18 protein-coding genes are annotated in these 15,740 nt (G+C 68.4%); 14 read left to right on the top strand and 4 right to left on the bottom strand.

The features are described from left to right. The first annotated feature begins 455 nt into the window (after positions 1 to 455). Together VXC91_RS23625 and VXC91_RS23620 are read left to right on the top strand one after the other, a co-directional pair. Positions 456 to 2,798 (top strand): immune inhibitor A domain-containing protein, encoded by a 2,343-nt coding sequence (locus VXC91_RS23625; protein WP_329509324.1) that lies wholly within the window; start codon positions 456 to 458, stop codon positions 2,796 to 2,798. Between the two features lie 120 nt (positions 2,799 to 2,918). Beyond that, positions 2,919 to 3,251, top strand: a complete 333-nt coding sequence (locus VXC91_RS23620) for a hypothetical protein (protein ID WP_329509323.1) — start codon at positions 2,919 to 2,921, stop codon at positions 3,249 to 3,251. A 45-nt stretch (positions 3,252 to 3,296) separates the two neighbouring features. Here the strand turns inward: VXC91_RS23620 and VXC91_RS23615 are convergent, their stop codons facing one another. Continuing rightward, complete coding sequence (locus VXC91_RS23615) at positions 3,297 to 3,884, bottom strand: isochorismatase family protein (protein WP_329509322.1); 588 nt, start codon at positions 3,882 to 3,884, stop codon at positions 3,297 to 3,299. Positions 3,885 to 4,149: 265 nt separating this feature from the next. Beyond that, positions 4,150 to 5,478: a nicotinate phosphoribosyltransferase gene (locus tag VXC91_RS23610; protein ID WP_329509321.1), complete on the bottom strand. Its 1,329-nt coding sequence runs from the start codon at positions 5,476 to 5,478 to the stop codon at positions 4,150 to 4,152. A gap of 92 nt (positions 5,479 to 5,570) precedes the next feature. Between VXC91_RS23610 and clpS the strand changes: the two genes are divergently transcribed. The 9 genes from clpS (at position 5,571) to VXC91_RS23565 (ending at position 11,365) form a co-directional block, all read left to right on the top strand. Beyond that, on the top strand, positions 5,571 to 5,888 hold the full coding sequence (gene clpS / locus VXC91_RS23605; RefSeq protein WP_059127851.1) for an ATP-dependent Clp protease adapter ClpS: 318 nt from the start codon (positions 5,571 to 5,573) through the stop codon (positions 5,886 to 5,888). An 11-nt stretch (positions 5,889 to 5,899) separates the two neighbouring features. Beyond that, positions 5,900 to 6,505: a DUF2017 domain-containing protein gene (locus VXC91_RS23600; protein WP_329509320.1), complete on the top strand. Its 606-nt coding sequence runs from the start codon at positions 5,900 to 5,902 to the stop codon at positions 6,503 to 6,505. A gap of 342 nt (positions 6,506 to 6,847) precedes the next feature. Then, positions 6,848 to 8,299, top strand: coding sequence for an amino acid permease (locus tag VXC91_RS23595; RefSeq protein WP_329509319.1), 1,452 nt, complete (start codon positions 6,848 to 6,850; stop codon positions 8,297 to 8,299). 161 nt (positions 8,300 to 8,460) lie between these two features. Next, a complete protein-coding gene (locus VXC91_RS23590) occupies positions 8,461 to 8,883 on the top strand; it encodes a M67 family metallopeptidase (RefSeq protein ID WP_329509318.1) in 423 nt (140 codons plus the stop codon). Between the two features lie 79 nt (positions 8,884 to 8,962). After that, the gene (locus tag VXC91_RS23585) at positions 8,963 to 9,058 is read left to right on the top strand and encodes a putative leader peptide (RefSeq protein WP_319114358.1); all 96 of its coding nucleotides are present in this window, start codon (positions 8,963 to 8,965) and stop codon (positions 9,056 to 9,058) included. A 154-nt stretch (positions 9,059 to 9,212) separates the two neighbouring features. Next, complete coding sequence (locus VXC91_RS23580; RefSeq protein ID WP_329509317.1) at positions 9,213 to 9,545, top strand: MoaD/ThiS family protein; 333 nt, start codon at positions 9,213 to 9,215, stop codon at positions 9,543 to 9,545. Between the two features lie 6 nt (positions 9,546 to 9,551). Beyond that, on the top strand, positions 9,552 to 10,502 hold the full coding sequence (locus VXC91_RS23575) for a PLP-dependent cysteine synthase family protein (protein WP_329509316.1): 951 nt from the start codon (positions 9,552 to 9,554) through the stop codon (positions 10,500 to 10,502). A gap of 96 nt (positions 10,503 to 10,598) precedes the next feature. Next, the gene (locus VXC91_RS23570) at positions 10,599 to 10,724 is read left to right on the top strand and encodes a hypothetical protein (RefSeq protein ID WP_329509326.1); all 126 of its coding nucleotides are present in this window, start codon (positions 10,599 to 10,601) and stop codon (positions 10,722 to 10,724) included. A 140-nt stretch (positions 10,725 to 10,864) separates the two neighbouring features. Beyond that, positions 10,865 to 11,365: a hypothetical protein gene (locus VXC91_RS23565; protein WP_329509315.1), complete on the top strand. Its 501-nt coding sequence runs from the start codon at positions 10,865 to 10,867 to the stop codon at positions 11,363 to 11,365. A gap of 87 nt (positions 11,366 to 11,452) precedes the next feature. Here VXC91_RS23565 and VXC91_RS23560 read toward each other — a convergent pair whose 3' ends face one another. Further along, positions 11,453 to 11,893 (bottom strand): type II toxin-antitoxin system PemK/MazF family toxin, encoded by a 441-nt coding sequence (locus VXC91_RS23560; RefSeq protein WP_329509314.1) that lies wholly within the window; start codon positions 11,891 to 11,893, stop codon positions 11,453 to 11,455. A 267-nt stretch (positions 11,894 to 12,160) separates the two neighbouring features. On the opposite strand from VXC91_RS23560, the gene VXC91_RS23555 reads away from it, so the two are divergent. Further along, entirely contained in the window at positions 12,161 to 12,913 is a 753-nt protein-coding gene (locus VXC91_RS23555; RefSeq protein WP_329509313.1) for an MBL fold metallo-hydrolase, read from the top strand. Between the two features lie 89 nt (positions 12,914 to 13,002). On the opposite strand, the gene VXC91_RS23550 is transcribed toward VXC91_RS23555, so the two are convergent. Further along, entirely contained in the window at positions 13,003 to 14,253 is a 1,251-nt protein-coding gene (locus tag VXC91_RS23550) for a PTS transporter subunit EIIC (RefSeq protein ID WP_329509312.1), read from the bottom strand. 441 nt (positions 14,254 to 14,694) lie between these two features. On the opposite strand from VXC91_RS23550, the gene VXC91_RS23545 reads away from it, so the two are divergent. Together VXC91_RS23545 and rph are read left to right on the top strand one after the other, a co-directional pair. Further along, a complete protein-coding gene (locus VXC91_RS23545; protein WP_329509311.1) occupies positions 14,695 to 14,928 on the top strand; it encodes a PTS glucose/sucrose transporter subunit IIB in 234 nt (77 codons plus the stop codon). Positions 14,929 to 15,002: 74 nt separating this feature from the next. Next, positions 15,003 to 15,734 (top strand): ribonuclease PH, encoded by a 732-nt coding sequence (gene rph, locus VXC91_RS23540; RefSeq protein WP_329509310.1) that lies wholly within the window; start codon positions 15,003 to 15,005, stop codon positions 15,732 to 15,734. The last annotated feature ends 6 nt before the right edge of the window (positions 15,735 to 15,740 follow it).

The raw sequence follows: 15,740 nt of genomic DNA, 5'->3' as shown, positions 1-15,740 counted from the left end.
ACGCCGCGAGTTTTCCGGCCACAGCACTAGCGATGGGGGAGGATGCGGACGACTTGTGGAATGTGTGGCACTTGACGTGTCGGGGGTGACAACGGTGTCGACAGGGCGATCCGCCGTCTTTGCGACGCTCCGCCTGCCGACTCTATTCGCCTCCATGCCCTGGCGGAACGGCTGGTAAGCGTGACCTAACCCACGGTGCTGATGCACGGGGGGCGCACGGAGTCATTCAGTCCGCCAACTGGACAGATGCATGCGCCTGTTGACAGGCGATTATGCCGTTCGTATACCGAACGTCGGTTTCTCCTAATGCACTTGGCCTGGTCAAGTCAAGGTCTGTCTTTTCTCCTAAAACTCCGGTCAAATGCCGTCACTTGACACACGCGTACACCACGCGCGGACCCGTCACGGTCGGGATTCGTCATCCGCGCGATCGGACGCGTCGGGGAGGACTTCAAGTGACCAGTAGTTCCTGGATGTTCAGAGCGGCCGCGACAGGTGTGACACTCGCGGCCGCCTCCGCCACGTTCGCGACCTTCGCGGTGGCGGAGGCGAACACGCCGGCGAATCCCGCCGCCGTGAACCGGCAGGACCCGCAGCCGGTGAAGCAGAAGGAGCACGACTTCGACGGTCCGCTGAGCAAGACCCAGGACGCTCAGCGCCAAGAAGCGCTCAACCAGGTCATGTCCGGCAAGGCCAAGGTCACGAACCGCGGTGGTTCGAACGTCGTCCAGCTCGAGAGCAAGAAGGGCGACAGCAAGTACGTCGAGCTCGGCCGCGAGAAGACCGACAAGATCTTCACGATCCTGGTCGAGTTCGGCGACCAGGTCGACAGCCGCTACGGCGGCACCCCGGGCCCGCTGCACAACCGGATAGCCGAGCCCGACCGCACGAAGGACAACAGCACGGACTGGCGGGCGGACTACAACCAGAAGCACTACCAGGACCTGTACTTCGGCACCGGCACGAACACCGAGTCGCTGAAGAAGTACTACGAGAAGCAGTCCTCGGGCCGCTACTCGGTCGACGGTGAAGTGACCGACTGGGTCAAGGTCCCCTACAACGAGGCCCGTTACGGATCCAACAAGGCCGGCGACAGTGCTGCCTGGTATGCGGTGCAGGACGGTGTCGACGCCTGGGTGGCCGAGCGCGAGGCGGCCGGTGACACCGCGGCCGAGATCCGCGTGGAACTCGCCCAGTTCGACCAGTGGGACCGCTACGACCACGACGGCGACGGCGACTTCAACGAGCCCGACGGCTACATCGACCACTTCCAGATCGTCCACGCCGGTGAGGACGAGTCCGCGGGCGGCGGCGCCCAGGGCACGGACGCGATCTGGGCCCACCGCTGGTACGTCTTCGGCACCGACGCCGGTGCCACCGGCCCCGACGGCAACAAGCTCGGCGGCACCCAGATCGGCGACACCGGCATCTGGGTCGGCGACTACACCATCCAGCCGGAGAACGGCGGACTCGGTGTCTTTGCCCACGAGTACGGGCACGACCTCGGCCTGCCGGACGAGTACGACACCAACGGCGGTGAGAACTCCACCGGATTCTGGACGCTGATGTCGTCCGGTTCCTGGCTGGGCACGGGCAAGGAGGCCATCGGCAACCTGCCCTGGGACATGAACGCCTGGGACAAGCTCCAGCTGGGCTGGCTCAACTACGACATCGCCAAGGCCGGTGTGAACTCCTGGCACAAGCTGGGCCTGGCCGAGTACAACACCAAGCACAAGCAGGCGCTGGTCGTCTCGCTGCCCGAAAAGGCCGTCACCACCGAGGTGGTCACCCCGGCCCAGGGCGCGACCCAGTGGTGGAGCGGCAGCGGTGACGACCTGCGCAACACCCTGACCCGCTCGGTCGACCTCACCGGCAAGTCCTCGGCGACGCTGACCCTGGACGGCTGGTACGACATCGAGACCGACTACGACTACCTCTACACCGAGGTGTCGACGGACGGCGGCGCCAACTGGACCGCGCTCGACGGCACGGTGGACGGTCAGCCGATCCCGCGCGACAGCAGCGGCAAGCCGGCCCTCACCGGCACGGTCGACTCGTACAAGAAGCTGTCGTACCCGCTGGACACCAACGCGGGCAAGAAGATCGACCTGCGCTTCCGCTACCAGACCGACGGCGGTGTGGCGCTCAAGGGCTTCGCGGCCGACGAGGTCACGGTGACCGCGGACGGCTCGGCGCTCTTCTCCGACAACGCCGAGAGCGCGGACGCGGCCTGGACGGCGCACGGCTTCTCCCGGATCGGCGCGTCCTTCACCAAGGACTACAAGCAGTACTACATCGCCGAGAACCGCCAGTACGTGTCGTACGACAAGACCCTGAAGGTCGGCCCGTACAACTTCGGCTTCTCGACGACCCGTCCGGACTGGGTCGAGCACATCCCGTACCAGAACGGCCTGTTGATCTGGAAGTGGGACACCTCGCAGCCGGACAACAACACCGCCGATCACCCCGGCACCGGTCTGATCCTGCCGGTCGACTCGCACCCGACGCCGCTGAAGTGGACCGACGGCACACTGCTGCGCAACCGGTTCCAGGCCTACGACTCGCCGTTCACCCTGGAGCCCACCGACGCGATCACGCTGCACAAGGCGGACGTGCCGGTACGGATCAGGTCGCAGAAGGGGGTGTCGGTTTTCGACGACCACACCAACACCTACTACGACGCATCGAACCCGGCCGCCGGTGTCAAGATCACTGACACCAACACCAAGATCAAGATTGAAAAGGTGGCCAAGGATGGCTCCACGATCGAGCTCGAGGTTGGGCCCGCGGTGAAGTAGTCCGCATCTTTGCAGGTCAGAAGCGTATCGGCGGCGACCCCTGGCGGGCCGCCGCCGATCGTGTTTAGGTGCGTCCTGTGGCTCACTTATTGACACCGACCGAAACGGGGATGTGACTGAATGGCCGCAGGAGGTTTCTGCAAGCTGCCGAACGGCAGTGTGGTGGTGGCGCTGAATCTGCCCAGCCCGGGTTCCGGCAGCGGCTTCGTCCGCGTGCTCGTCCTCGCCCACAACCGCGCCCGGGCGCTGACACGGCTGCGCAACCTGGGCCTGCGCGCCGTCTACCTGCGCGGCAACGTGGCCCCACCGACCCCTGACGAGATCACCGCGGTCCTGCACCATCCCGACGGGCTGATATGGCGCACCGCTCCCGACAGCGCGGGCCAGGATCTCTCCCAGGAGCTGTGGCACCCGATCAGGGCGCTGCTGAGGAGGCCGACGGCGCAGGCGTGACCGCCCGCGGCCGGTGCTTCCGGGCCGGTTCGGTCCCCGGCCGGGCTACGACACGACCGGCTTGCCGGACAGCTCCACCCCGGCCTTACGCAGCTCCTCCAGGGCCCGCTCCGTGGTCTCCGCGGACACTCCGGCGGTGAGGTCCAGCAGAACCTGCGTACGGAAGCCCTGCCGCGCGGCGTCCAGCGCGGTGGCGCGCACGCAGTGGTCCGTGGCGATGCCCACCACGTCCACCTCGTCGATCTCCCGCGCCCGCAGCCAGTCGCCGAGCGGGACCGCGTTCTCGTCGGTGCCCTCGAACCCGCTGTACGCGCCGGTGTACGCCCCCTTGTCGAACACGGCGTCGATGGCGCCGGAGGCGACCGTCGGGGCGAAGTTCGGGTGGAAGCCCACACCCTCGGTGCCCGCCACGCAGTGCGCGGGCCAGGTGTGGACGTAGTCGGGGTTGTCGGCGAAGTGCCCTCCCGGGGCGATGTGGAGGTCCCGGGTGGCGACGACATGGCGATAGCCGGCAGGGGCCTGGCCGATCAGCTCGGTGATTGCGGCGGCCACATCGGCACCACCGGCCACCGCGAGGCTGCCGCCTTCACAGAAGTCGTTCTGTACGTCTACGACGATCAAGGCGCGGCGCATGGTCGGTGTCCTTCGGCTTGGCGGCTGTTCGGTGGGGAGGGTGCGAGCCCGGCCGTCCGTACGAACTACCGAGCCTAGAGACTTCGGGAGCCGGGCGGGAGGGGGCATTCAGGCGGTCGGCGGGGTGCGTGGGTGCGCTGCCGTTGCATTCCCGCCGGCCGCGCGTTCATGCACCCGTCGCTGGGGTCGGCCGAAGCCACACCCCGCTCTCACCCCATGGTCGTACCGAACCGGTCGCACGACCGCTTCCGCACGACCGGTCGCGTCACACGTACTCGGTCGGGATGACCGGCTCCCCGCGCGACAGCTGTGTCGCCGACAGCGGCAGACCGGCGCGCGCGGCCGCGTGCCGGTCGCGTACGACGTCCAGCGGCTCGCGGGCGACGACCTGGCCCCCCTTGACGAGCTGGACCAGCAGCTGCCGGTCCGCCAGCTCGTCCGGCACCGGTCCGGTGCCGACCACCTCGGCATCCGCAACCCCATGCTCGTCGAGCCGTCGCGCGGCCCACTTGCGGCCGCCGATGGAGGTCTTGCCGCCGATCGACTTCTTCGCGACCGGCACCAGCGGAGCCTGCGGGTCCGGGGACTCGGCGCGGGCGACCAGCTTGTAGACCATCGAGCTGGTCGGATGGCCGGAACCCGTCACCAGCTGGGTGCCGACGCCGTACGCGTCCACGGGCGCCGCGCGCAGCGAGGCGATGGCGTACTCGTCCAGGTCCGAGGTCACGACGATCTTCGTGTGGGTCGCGCCCAGCTCGTTGAGCTGCTGGCGCACCCGGTGCGCGACCAGCAGCAGGTCGCCGGAGTCGATGCGCACGGCTCCCAGCTCGGGTCCGGCGACCTCGACGGCCAGCCGGACGGCCTCGGTGACGTCGTACGTGTCCACGAGCAGCGTGGTGCCCCGCCCCAGCGACTGGACCTGGGCCCGGAAGGCGTCCCGCTCGCTGTCGTGCACCAGTGTGAAGGCGTGGGCGGAGGTCCCGACCGTCGGGATGCCGTACCGGAAGCCGGCGGCCAGGTCGGAGGTGGTCGTGAAGCCGCCGATGTACGCGGCCCGCGAGGCGGCCACGGCGGCCAGCTCGTGGGTGCGCCGGGCGCCCATCTCGATCAGCCCCCGGCCGTCCGCGGCGGAGGACATGCGGGAGGCGGCGGCCGCGACGGCCGAGTCGTGGTTGAGGACGGACAGGATCACGGTCTCCAGCAGCACGCACTCGGCGAAGGAGCCCTCCACCCGCATGATCGGCGAGCCGGGGAAGTACACCTCTCCCTCCGGGTAGCCCCAGATGTCGCCGTCGAAGCGGTATTCGGCGAGCCAGGCCAGGGTCTGCGCGTCGACGATGCGGCGCTCCCGCAGGAAGGCGAGGACGTCCGCGTCGAAGCGGAAGTTCTCGACCGCGTCCAGCACGCGCCCGGTGCCGGCCACGACGCCGTAGCGGCGGCCCTCGGGCAGCCGCCGGGTGAAGACCTCGAAGACGGAGCGCCGCTCGGCGCTGCCCGCCTTGAGGGCGGCCTGCAGCATCGTCAGCTCGTAGTGGTCGGTGAAGAGCGCCGTCGAGGGCACGTCCACCGGCAGCCCAAGGTCCGCTGTGTTCATGACGTCGGATCGTACTCCCATCTCGTCAGTGTGACGATTTATGGGGGTGGCGGCGGTGTCTGTTTGTGCGGGCACCCGGTCGAGGTGGCAGCATGGGCCGTGTGACGGCTCCCGCACCCCTAGAGATCGAGAAGACCGAGTCGGCGGAGGAACAGTTCGCCGTCCCCGAACCCGATGTCCCCTGGGTGACGATCGTCCATAACGACCCGGTCAACCTGATGAGCTATGTGACGTACGTCTTCCAGACGTACTTCGGCTACTCCAAGGACAAGGCCACCAAGCTCATGCTCGACGTCCACCACAAGGGCCGGGCGGTCGTCTCCAGCGGTACCCGCGAGGAGATGGAACGCGACGTGCAGGCCATGCACGGCTACGGTTTGTGGGCCACCCTTCAGCAGGACCGGAAGTAACGACCTCCCTGATGTCAGGACACTTCGAATCACTCCCCGGCGGCGGTGCCGCCGTCGCGCTCGACGGCGTCGAGATCTCCATCATCCGGTCGCTGGCCGTGCAGCTGCTGGAGCTCATCGGGCCGGGCCCCGCCGAGAACACTCCCGACGATCCGTTGGCCGAGTTGTTCGCGGAGGGCCCCAGTGAACCGCCCTCCGACCCGGTACTGCGCCGTCTGTTCCCGGACGCCTACGGCGGCCCCGGGAGTGGGCCGAGCTCGCCCGAGGAGGCCGAGGAGCAACAGGCGTACTCCGCCGAGTTCCGCCGCTTCACCGAGAACGACCTGCGCGCGCGCAAGCGCGACAACGCCCTCGCGGTGATCCGCTCGCTGGACGCGCTGACCTCGACGAGCGAGGAGGGGGGCGTCCTGAAGTTGTCGCGGGTGGAGTCCGGGCAGTGGCTCGGCGCCCTGAACGACCTGCGGCTGGCGATCGGCTCGCGGCTCGAGGTCGTCGACGAGGACGACACCGACCATCTTTACCGGCTGCCGGACGAGGACCCGCGCAAACCCATGGTGATGGCCTACCTGTGGCTCGGCGGCCTCCAGGAGACGCTCGTCACGACCCTTATGCCCTGACGCGAAGGGCCCTGCGTTCACCCGGCGGACACCCGGTGTTCGCTCAGCGGGGGGTCGATTCCGGATAACGATCCTGTCACCGCTGTGGCCAAGTATGTCCATTCGAGTGCACCTTCGTCCGGTTCTTCCGGTGTTGTGCGTCACATGGCGCCCAGCCGATCAATGTTGCGGCCGTGATACATCTTCACGACCGCCCGACGGGACGCCATCCATGTCCGGTCGGGTGCGCCACCGAGCCGACGACCGTCGGCCAGGCACTGCTCCATCACATCCGGGGGGATCGGAACCCGATCCGAAGCCATGGGACTGGCTCGGATCGGCATGGAGAAAGGCGCATCACACATGACCTCATCGCAGGTCGGTACGAACTACGACGGCAGTGAGGCCGTGGGCGGCGTTGCCCCCGAAGAGGGGTACGAGCGCGGGCTCGGCAGCCGTCAGGTCCAGATGATTGCGATCGGCGGCGCCATCGGCGTCGGCCTCTTCCTCGGTGCCGGGGCGAACATCGCCAAGGCCGGCCCCAGTCTGATCTTCATGTACGCCCTCGCGGGCGTGATCATCTTCTTCATCATGCGGGCGCTCGGCGAGCTGCTCCTGTACCGCCCGGTCTCCGGCTCCTTCGCGGAGTACTCCCGGGAATTCCTCGGCCCGTTCTTCGGCTACTTCACCGGCTGGACGTACTGGCTGATGTGGGTGGTGACCGGTATGGCCGAGCTGACGGCCGCCGCGATCTACGTCCACTACTGGTTCCCGGCCATCCCGCAGTGGGTGACGGCACTGGTCTTCCTGGTGGTCCTGTTCGTGGCCAACCTGATCTCGGTGAAGCTGTTCGGCGAGATCGAGTTCTGGTTCTCGATGATCAAGGTCACCGCGCTGATCGGCATGATCGTGATCGGTCTCGGCGTGCTGACGTTCGGCTTCAGCTCCGCCGGTGACACCGCCTCCGTCACCAACCTCTGGCAGTTCGACGGCTTCTTCCCCACAGGCATCGGCTCCTCGCTGATGACCCTGCAGGGCGTCATGTTCGCCTACCTCGCCGTGGAACTGGTCGGTGTGACGGCCGGTGAGTCGGAGAACCCGGAGAAGACCCTCCCCAAGGCGATCAACACCCTGCCCTGGCGCATCGCGCTCTTCTACGTCGGCGCTCTCACCGTCATCCTCTGCGTGGTGAAGTGGACCGAGTTCGGGCCCGGCGTGAGCCCGTTCGTCGAGGCCTTCGCGAAGATCGGCATCCCGGCCGGCGCCGGCATCGTCAACTTCGTGGTGCTCACCGCGGCCCTGTCCTCCTGCAACTCGGGCATGTACTCCACCGGCCGCATGCTGCGCACGCTCGCGGACAACGAGGAGGCCCCGAAGGTGTTCAGCCGGCTGTCGGCGTCGAAGACCCCGGCCCTCGGCATCACGGTCTCGGTCGCCTTCATGGCCATCGGCGTGGTCCTGAACTACGTCGTCCCGGAGAAGGCCTTCGGCTATGTCACCTCGGTGGCCACCGCGGCCGGCATCTGGACCTGGCTGATGATCCTGATCAGCCACGTCCTGTACCGCCGCGCGGTCGTGGCGGGCCGGCTGCCCGCCTCCTCCTTCCCGGCGCCGGGCGGCGCGGTGTGCAGCTGGATCGCCATCGCGTTCCTGCTCTTCGTCACCGGCCTGATCGCGTACGACGCCGACTCCCGCATCTGCCTGTACGTGATGGCCGTCTGGACGGCCGCCCTGGCCGTCGGCTGGGTCGTGCTGAAGGCGCGCAACCCGCAGGTCGCCCAGCGCCGCGAGACGCATCTGGAGAAGGTCGGCTGAGCCTCGCAGCTCACCATGTGGGCCGCCTCGTACCACCCTTCGGTACGGGTCGGCCCACCCGTCACCCACCACCGCCCTGCCTGACGCTCCCCCAGAGCTGAATGCCTGGGGACCCCCATCGCGCGGCCCCCCCCTTGGTTGTCCTGCTTATCCTGACCGTCATGCTGACCATCACCCAGGACCTGTACGACCGGATCGTCGCCCATGCGCGCCAGGACCACCCCGACGAGGCGTGCGGCGTGGTCGCGGGCCCCGTGGGTTCCGGCCGCCCCGAGCGTTTCATCCCGATGCTGAACGCCGCCCGCTCGCCCACGTTCTACGAATTCGACTCCGGTGATCTGCTCAAGCTGTACCGGGAGATGGACGAACGTGACGAGGAGCCGGTGGTCGTCTACCACTCCCACACGGCGACCGAGGCGTACCCCTCCCGCACCGACATCTCGTACGCCAACGAGCCGGGCGCCCACTACGTCCTGGTCTCGACGGCCGACACGGACGCTGCCGGCCCGTTCCAGTTCCGCTCGTTCCGGATCGTGGAGGGCGAGGTGACGGAGGAGGAGGTCAAGGTGGTGGAGACCTACTGATCCCGTAATTCGGTCAGAATTCATCCACCATGCGAGATCGCACTCCGGGCGCCGAGGGGGGAATCGATACGATGACCCCATGGTTCTCCACGACGTGAGCAAGAAGACGCCGGGCACGCTGCTCGTGGCGCGGCTGCACGTCGATCTGTGCAGGTCGAACAGCGCCATCTGTTGACGCCGCACTGCCGCCGTACGGCCGTGAGCCGCGGCGCCCCGCTCCCCGTCCCGTCACGACGCTCCGCGCCGCTGTGCGCCCGCCCGCAAGCTCTCGGCTCCGCTCGAGCAGGGGGCACCTCCCACCAGACTTCTCCCGACAGGAGCCCTGAGCCATGGCCATCGAGGTCCGCATCCCCACCATCCTCCGCCAGTACACCGACGGTCAGAAGGCCGTCGAGGGCAATGGGGAGACCCTCGCCGAGCTGCTCGCCGACCTCGAGACACGTCATATGGGCATTCAGGCCCGCATCGTGGACGGTGGGGAGCTGCGCCGCTTCGTGAACGTCTATCTGAACGACGAGGACGTCCGCTTCCTCGACGGCATCAACACCAAGCTCGCCGACGGCGACAACGTGACGATCCTGCCGGCCGTGGCCGGCGGTTCCGCCGCGGCGAAGCCGCGTCCGGCCCGCACGGCGGTCGGGCGTCGGCCGCGAATGGCCTGATCGCAGATGCGCTACGACTCCCCGCTGGCCGCTGTGGGCAACACCCCCCTGGTACGCCTGCCGCGGCTCTCGCCGTCCCCCGACGTCCGTATCTGGGCCAAGCTGGAGGATCGCAACCCGACCGGCTCGGTCAAGGACCGCCCCGCCCTGTTCATGATCGAGCAGGCGGAGAAGGACGGCCGGCTGACCCCGGGCTGCACGATCCTGGAGCCCACCTCGGGCAACACGGGCATCTCCCTGGCCATGGCGGCGAAGCTCAAGGGCTACCGCATGGTGTGCGTCATGCCGGAGAACACCTCGCAGGAGCGCCGCGACCTCCTGGGCATGTGGGGTGCCGAGATCATCTCCAGCCCGGCCGCGGGCGGCTCCAACACGGCCGTACGAGTCGCCAAGGAGCTGGCGGCCGATCATCCGGACTGGGTGATGCTCTACCAGTACGGCAACCCGGACAACGCGGGCGCGCACTACGCGACGACCGGACCGGAGATCCTGGCCGACCTTCCCTCCGTCACGCACTTCGTGGCCGGCCTCGGCACCACCGGCACGCTGATGGGCGTGGGCCGGTACCTGCGCGAGAACAAGCCGGACGTGCGGATCGTCGCGGCGGAACCGCGCTACGACGACCTGGTGTACGGCCTCAGGAACCTCGACGAGGGCTTCGTGCCGGAGCTGTACGACGCCTCGGTCCTGACCACGCGCTTCTCCGTCGGCTCGGCGGACGCCGTGACCCGCACCCGTGAACTCCTCCAGCAGGAGGGCATCTTCGCGGGCGTCTCCACGGGCGCGGCCCTCCACGCGGCCATCGGGGTCGGCAACAAGGCCGTCAAGGCGGGCGAGAGCGCCGACATCGTCTTCATCGTGGCCGACGGCGGCTGGAAGTACCTGTCGACGGGCGTCTACACGGCGGCGACGACGGAAGAGGCGATCAAGACGCTGCGGGGACAGCTGTGGGCATAGGGTTCTTCCTGCGGAGGTGACCGGGGGCCTCGCCCCCGGAACCCGCCTTCTCGTCAACACGCCGATGCCCGCCGATCGGCACGCCGAGTGCCGCCTATGGAGCGGCAAAGCGACCTGTCCTCGTTCGCGGGGTCCACGGTCACCCTGAGGTTCGACGGCGTGGAGGACTCCTCGCTGCAGACCGGCTTCGTCGCGGACGACACCGCCCTGACGACCGGCTGAGCACCCCGCGCACGAAGGGCCCCGGCCGTGTCCGTAGCCGGGGCCCGCTCGCGGTCACGGGCGGATCCTGATGAGCTGGAGGAACGTCACACCAGCACAAGGGCAGCACGAAGGACGAGGCAGAGGAAGGCGGCCGCCCGATGCGCCGTACGACACTCCACCTGACCACCCTCGCGGCAGCGGTGCTTCTCGTCGCAGGCTGCGGGGGCCCGAGCGGCGGCGGTTCGGCCGGCAGCGGCGCGGCGTCGCCCTCGGGGCCGGCATCGGCCTCGCCGTCGATGTCGCCGTCCCTCCCGCCGACCCCCAGGGCGACCGGGACGGGCTGCGCGCCCGAAGTGCAGCTCGCCGCGGCCGACACGGGCCGCACCGTGTGCCTGACACCGGGCGGCCGGATCCGCATCGCACTGGACGGTTCCAAGGACCGGCCCTGGGCGCGCGTCACCGCCACGGGTGACGCGCTCAAGGCCGTCAACGCCGGCATCGTCGTCCAGCCGGGCGACGCCCTCGCCGCGTTCGATGCTGTCGCGCCCGGAACGGCGCGGCTCACCTCGACCCGACCCCTGTGCGCCCAGCGCCCGGGTCAGGCGTCGTGCCTGGGCATCGAGCAGTGGGCGGTCACGGTGACGGTGACCGCTCCGTGAGGACGGGGCAGTAGGGAAGGACGAGGCGGTAGGGAAGGACGGGGCAGGAGGGAAGGACGAGGCCGTGAGGACGAGCCATGAGACCGATCAACCAGCCAGATACCGCACCTGATCCCACAGCACGGGATCCACCACGCCCACCCGGCGCCGGAAATCCCACAGCGGTACGTCGCGCAGCTCGTCGGTCTCCAGGAAGCTGGGCCGTCCGTGGGCGTCGGCCACCGTGCCCGGCGGCAGCGGTATCACGCCCGCCCGCTCGTCGTGGTACCGACTGGTGATCCCGGCGACCGTCGCGCTGTCCCCACGCACCGTCAGCACCAGGCAGGGCCGGTCCTTGGAACCGACACGGTCCTCGTACGGAACGCTCGCCCACCAGATCTCGGCCGGTCGCGGATGCAGCCGGGCCCGTCCCGGTGGACGTGTCGCAGCGGGGCGCGGGCGCCGACCGCGTCCCCACCCGTCCACCAGCGTCGCGACCAGCGCGAGCAGCACCACCGCCGCCAGTGCCAGCCACCAGGACGTGTCCATATGGTTGACGTTACCGGCGTACGCGCGGCATCGCCCGCCCTCGGCGCACACCAACAAGCCGCTGAGCCGCGGGCCGTGCGCCCCGACGCACTCCCCATGAGCCCGCGGTCCAGCCGAACCGGTGACACCACAGGTGAGTTCGCCCACAACGGCCTCTGGCGGAGGAGCGACCGGCCCTTTTGCGCCTTACGCTCGACGGACCGCACGACCCCCGTCACCGTCCGTCCCTGCCTTGTGCACTTTCTGCCACGCGGAGGTTCCAGCTTTATGAAGCTCACCGTCGTCGGCTGCTCGGGGTCGTTTCCGTCCGCGGACTCGGCCTGCTCGAGCTACCTCGTCGAGGCCGACGGCTTCCGGCTGCTCCTCGACATGGGCAATGGCGCCCTTGGCGAGTTGCAGCGCCACTGCGGTCTCTACGACCTCGACGCGATCTTCCTCAGCCATCTGCACGCCGACCACTGCATCGACATGCTCGGGTACTTCGTCGCGCGCTACTACCGCCACGACGGCGGCCGCGCGGCATCCATCCCCGTCTACGGCCCGGAGGGCACCGAGCAGCGCCTGACCACCGCCTACGCCGACACCCCCTCGGCCTCCTCGATGAGCGAGGTCTTCGACTTCCACACGGTCAAGCCGGGCTCGTTCGAGATCGGCCCCTTCACCGTGCACACGGAACGCGTACGCCACCCGGTGGAGGCGTACGGCATCCGCGTCGAACACGGCGGCAGGTCGCTCACCTACTCCGGCGACACGGGCGTGAGCGAGGCCCTGGACGAACTGGCCCGTGACACGGACCTCTTCCTGTGCGAGGCCGCGTTCACCTACGGCAAGGAGAACATCCCGGACCTCCACCTCAACGGCCGCGAGGCCGGGGCGGCGGCCGCCCGCGCCGGCGCCCGCCGCCTGGTCCTGACCCACATCCCGCCGTGGACCGACCCTCAGGTCAACCTGGCGGACGCCCGCGCCGTCTACTCCGGACCGGTGGAACTGGCGACGCCCCGGGCGACGTACGAGGTCTAGGACCGGCGTACGAGTCACCCCCTCACACGCCCGAAGGCCCCGGAACCCTGACGAGGTTCCGGGGCCTTCGGGTCGCTCGGAGGAGTCGCTCACGCCTTCGTGAGGTCCTCGACCTCCTCCTCGGGCTCGCGGCCCGGGGTGGGGAGGTTGAACTTGACGATCGCGAAGCGGAAGACGAAGTAGTAGATCGCCGCGAACACCAGGCCGATGGGGATGATCAGCCATGGCTTGGTGGCCAGGTTCCAGTTGAGCAGGTAGTCGATGGCGCCCGCGGAGAAGGTGAAGCCCGCGTGGACGCCGAGCGCCCAGGTGACCGCCAGGGACAGGGCGGTGAGGACCGCGTGGATCGCGTACAGCACCGGAGCGATGAACATGAACGAGAACTCGATCGGCTCGGTCACACCGGTCACGAAGGAGGTCAGCGCCAGAGAGATCATCATGCCCATCACGGCCTTGCGGCGCTCGGGGCGGGCGGCGTGCGCAATGGCGAGTGCGGCGGCCGGCAGACCGAACATCATGATCGGGAAGAAGCCCGACATGAACTGTCCGGCGGTCGGGTCACCGGCGAAGAACCGGTTGAGGTCACCGTGGACGACCTCGCCGGCCGAGTTCTTGAAGTCACCGATCTGGAACCAGGAGACCGTGTTCACGAACTGGTGCATGCCCACAGGGATCAGCGCACGGTTGATGAGACCGAACAGACCCGCGCCCAGGGCGCCGAGACCGGTGATCCACTCGCCGAAGTCGGCGATGCCCTCGCCGATCGGCTCCCACACGAGGCCGAAGAAGACGCCGGCGAGCGTGCCGACGAAGGCCATGATGATCGGGACCAGGCGCCGGCCGTTGAAGAAGCCGAGCCAGTCGACCAGCTTGGTGCGGTGGTAGCGCTGCCACAGCACCGCGGCCAGCAGACCCATGACGATGCCGCCGAGCACGCCGGGGTTGTTGTAGGTCGCGGCTATGTCAGCACCGGGCTGGACCTTGGCCTCGGTGACCGGGAAGGCCTTCAGCACATTGCTGTAGACCAGGAAGCCGACCAGGGCGGCCAGGGCCGTGGAGCCGTCGGCCTTCTTGGCGAAGCCGATCGCCACACCGATGCAGAACAGCATCGGCAGGTTGTCGAAGATCGCGCCACCAGCTGTGGCGAACACCGCCGTGACCTTGTCAGGCAGGTTCAGCTTGTCGTGGACGTCCTGCTGGCCGAGTCGCAAGAGAATGCCCGCCGCCGGCAGAACGGCGATCGGGAGCTGAAGACTGCGGCCGACCTTCTGCAGGCCCTGGAACAGACCTGATCCCCGCTTCTTTGCGGGGGCCGCCGAGGTTTCGGTGGCGGTGCTCATAGTTCCTCCATGTGCTGGGGGCTGCCGAGGGACGGGAAGGGCTGAACGAGGTGGGCAGCTCCCGCGTGGTCTACACCACTCACTGGTGTAGACCTGTTGTAGCACGGTGAAGGTGAGATAAGGAACCCGTGAATTCTGTAGTCCAGGACATGCTGCGAGTAACGCCGCACTTACGGCGAATTTCCCGAAACGATAGCTCGTGGTGTGTATGTAAGGAGAGGCCCGAATAGTGTGATGAGCGCCACTTCGCCGTGATGTCCCCGGTGGGTGCTCTCCGGGCGGCACCGTGTTTGGCGCCCTCTCCCAGCGTGGTGTAGACCAGTTGACGGACGGTCGCACTGTCGGGAACGCCTCCCTCGGGTTCGCACGACCAGACCGCTCGCAAAGTTCGTCCACCTATGGGTTACTGCGACAAAGCGGTTCGGATCAGGGAGAAGAGACATGGCCAGCAAGGCTGAGAAGATCGTTGCCGGGCTCGGCGGCATCGACAACATCGACGAGATCGAAGGCTGCATCACCCGGCTGCGCACCGAGGTCCACGACGCCTCGATGGTCGACGAAGCCGCCCTGAAGGCCGCAGGCGCCCACGGCGTCGTCAAGATGGGCACCGCCATCCAGGTCGTCATCGGAACGGACGCGGACCCGATCGCGGCCGAGATCGAAGACATGATGTGAGCCCACGCGCCCACACCGCAGGGGCCTCTCCCGCCGGGAGAGGCCCCTGTTGCATGTACGGATAGGCTCAAGCCATGTCTCGAATCGACAGCCGCACGCCCGAACAGCTTCGCCCCATCACCATCGAGCGTGGCTGGAGCAAGCACGCCGAGGGCTCCGTCCTCGTCTCCTTCGGCGACACGAAAGTCCTCTGCACCGCCTCCGTCACCGAGGGCGTCCCGCGCTGGCGCAAGGGCAGCGGCGAGGGCTGGGTCACCGCCGAATACGCCATGCTGCCCCGCGCCACCAACACCCGCGGCGACCGCGAGTCGGTCAAGGGCAAGATCGGCGGCCGTACACACGAGATCAGCCGTCTCATCGGCCGCTCCCTGCGCGCCGTCGTCGACTACAAGGCACTCGGCGAGAACACCGTCGTCCTCGACTGCGACGTGCTCCAGGCGGACGGTGGCACCCGCACCGCCGCGATCACCGGCGCGTACGTGGCGCTGGCCGACGCGGTGGCCTGGGCACAGCGCAAGAAGCTGGTGAAGACCGGCCGGCAGCCGCTGACCGGTGCGGTCGCCGCCGTCTCCGTCGGCATCGTGAACGGCGTACCGCTCCTGGACCTCTGCTACGAGGAGGACGTCAGGGCCGAGACCGACATGAACGTCGTCTGCACCGGCGACGGCCGCTTCGTGGAAGTACAGGGCACGGCGGAGGCGGCACCCTTCGACCGCGCGGAATTGACCGCCCTGCTCGACCTGGCCGTCGCAGGCTGCGACCGGCTCGCGGCCATCCAGCGTGCGGCGCTGGAGGCAACCGAGTAGCGCCGT

The organism is Streptomyces chiangmaiensis (genome assembly GCF_036281785.1).
Classification (GTDB): Bacteria; Actinomycetota; Actinomycetes; order Streptomycetales; family Streptomycetaceae; genus Streptomyces; species Streptomyces chiangmaiensis.
Note: the sequence above shows the minus strand (reverse complement) of the source record. Positions and strands in the feature narration are given on the sequence as shown.

What these genes read in the sequence shown, in the direction of transcription:
- clpS (WP_059127851.1), top strand. Translation starts at nt 5,571, where the DNA reads ATGGGCCGTGTGACGGCTCCCGCACCCCTAGAGATCGAGAAGACCGAG.
- VXC91_RS23545 (WP_329509311.1), top strand. Translation starts at nt 14,695, where the DNA reads ATGGCCAGCAAGGCTGAGAAGATCGTTGCCGGGCTCGGCGGCATCGAC.
- VXC91_RS23620 (WP_329509323.1), top strand. Translation starts at nt 2,919, where the DNA reads ATGGCCGCAGGAGGTTTCTGCAAGCTGCCGAACGGCAGTGTGGTGGTG.
- VXC91_RS23600 (WP_329509320.1), top strand. Translation starts at nt 5,900, where the DNA reads ATGTCAGGACACTTCGAATCACTCCCCGGCGGCGGTGCCGCCGTCGCG.
- VXC91_RS23585 (WP_319114358.1), top strand. Translation starts at nt 8,963, where the DNA reads ATGGTTCTCCACGACGTGAGCAAGAAGACGCCGGGCACGCTGCTCGTG.
- VXC91_RS23570 (WP_329509326.1), top strand. Translation starts at nt 10,599, where the DNA reads ATGGAGCGGCAAAGCGACCTGTCCTCGTTCGCGGGGTCCACGGTCACC.
- VXC91_RS23565 (WP_329509315.1), top strand. Translation starts at nt 10,865, where the DNA reads ATGCGCCGTACGACACTCCACCTGACCACCCTCGCGGCAGCGGTGCTT.
- VXC91_RS23595 (WP_329509319.1), top strand. Translation starts at nt 6,848, where the DNA reads ATGACCTCATCGCAGGTCGGTACGAACTACGACGGCAGTGAGGCCGTG.
- VXC91_RS23590 (WP_329509318.1), top strand. Translation starts at nt 8,461, where the DNA reads ATGCTGACCATCACCCAGGACCTGTACGACCGGATCGTCGCCCATGCG.
- VXC91_RS23555 (WP_329509313.1), top strand. Translation starts at nt 12,161, where the DNA reads ATGAAGCTCACCGTCGTCGGCTGCTCGGGGTCGTTTCCGTCCGCGGAC.
- rph (WP_329509310.1), top strand. Translation starts at nt 15,003, where the DNA reads ATGTCTCGAATCGACAGCCGCACGCCCGAACAGCTTCGCCCCATCACC.
- VXC91_RS23615 (WP_329509322.1), bottom strand. Translation starts at nt 3,884, where the DNA reads ATGCGCCGCGCCTTGATCGTCGTAGACGTACAGAACGACTTCTGTGAA.
- VXC91_RS23550 (WP_329509312.1), bottom strand. Translation starts at nt 14,253, where the DNA reads ATGAGCACCGCCACCGAAACCTCGGCGGCCCCCGCAAAGAAGCGGGGA.
- VXC91_RS23580 (WP_329509317.1), top strand. Translation starts at nt 9,213, where the DNA reads ATGGCCATCGAGGTCCGCATCCCCACCATCCTCCGCCAGTACACCGAC.
- VXC91_RS23560 (WP_329509314.1), bottom strand. Translation starts at nt 11,893, where the DNA reads ATGGACACGTCCTGGTGGCTGGCACTGGCGGCGGTGGTGCTGCTCGCG.
- VXC91_RS23610 (WP_329509321.1), bottom strand. Translation starts at nt 5,478, where the DNA reads ATGAACACAGCGGACCTTGGGCTGCCGGTGGACGTGCCCTCGACGGCG.
- VXC91_RS23575 (WP_329509316.1), top strand. Translation starts at nt 9,552, where the DNA reads ATGCGCTACGACTCCCCGCTGGCCGCTGTGGGCAACACCCCCCTGGTA.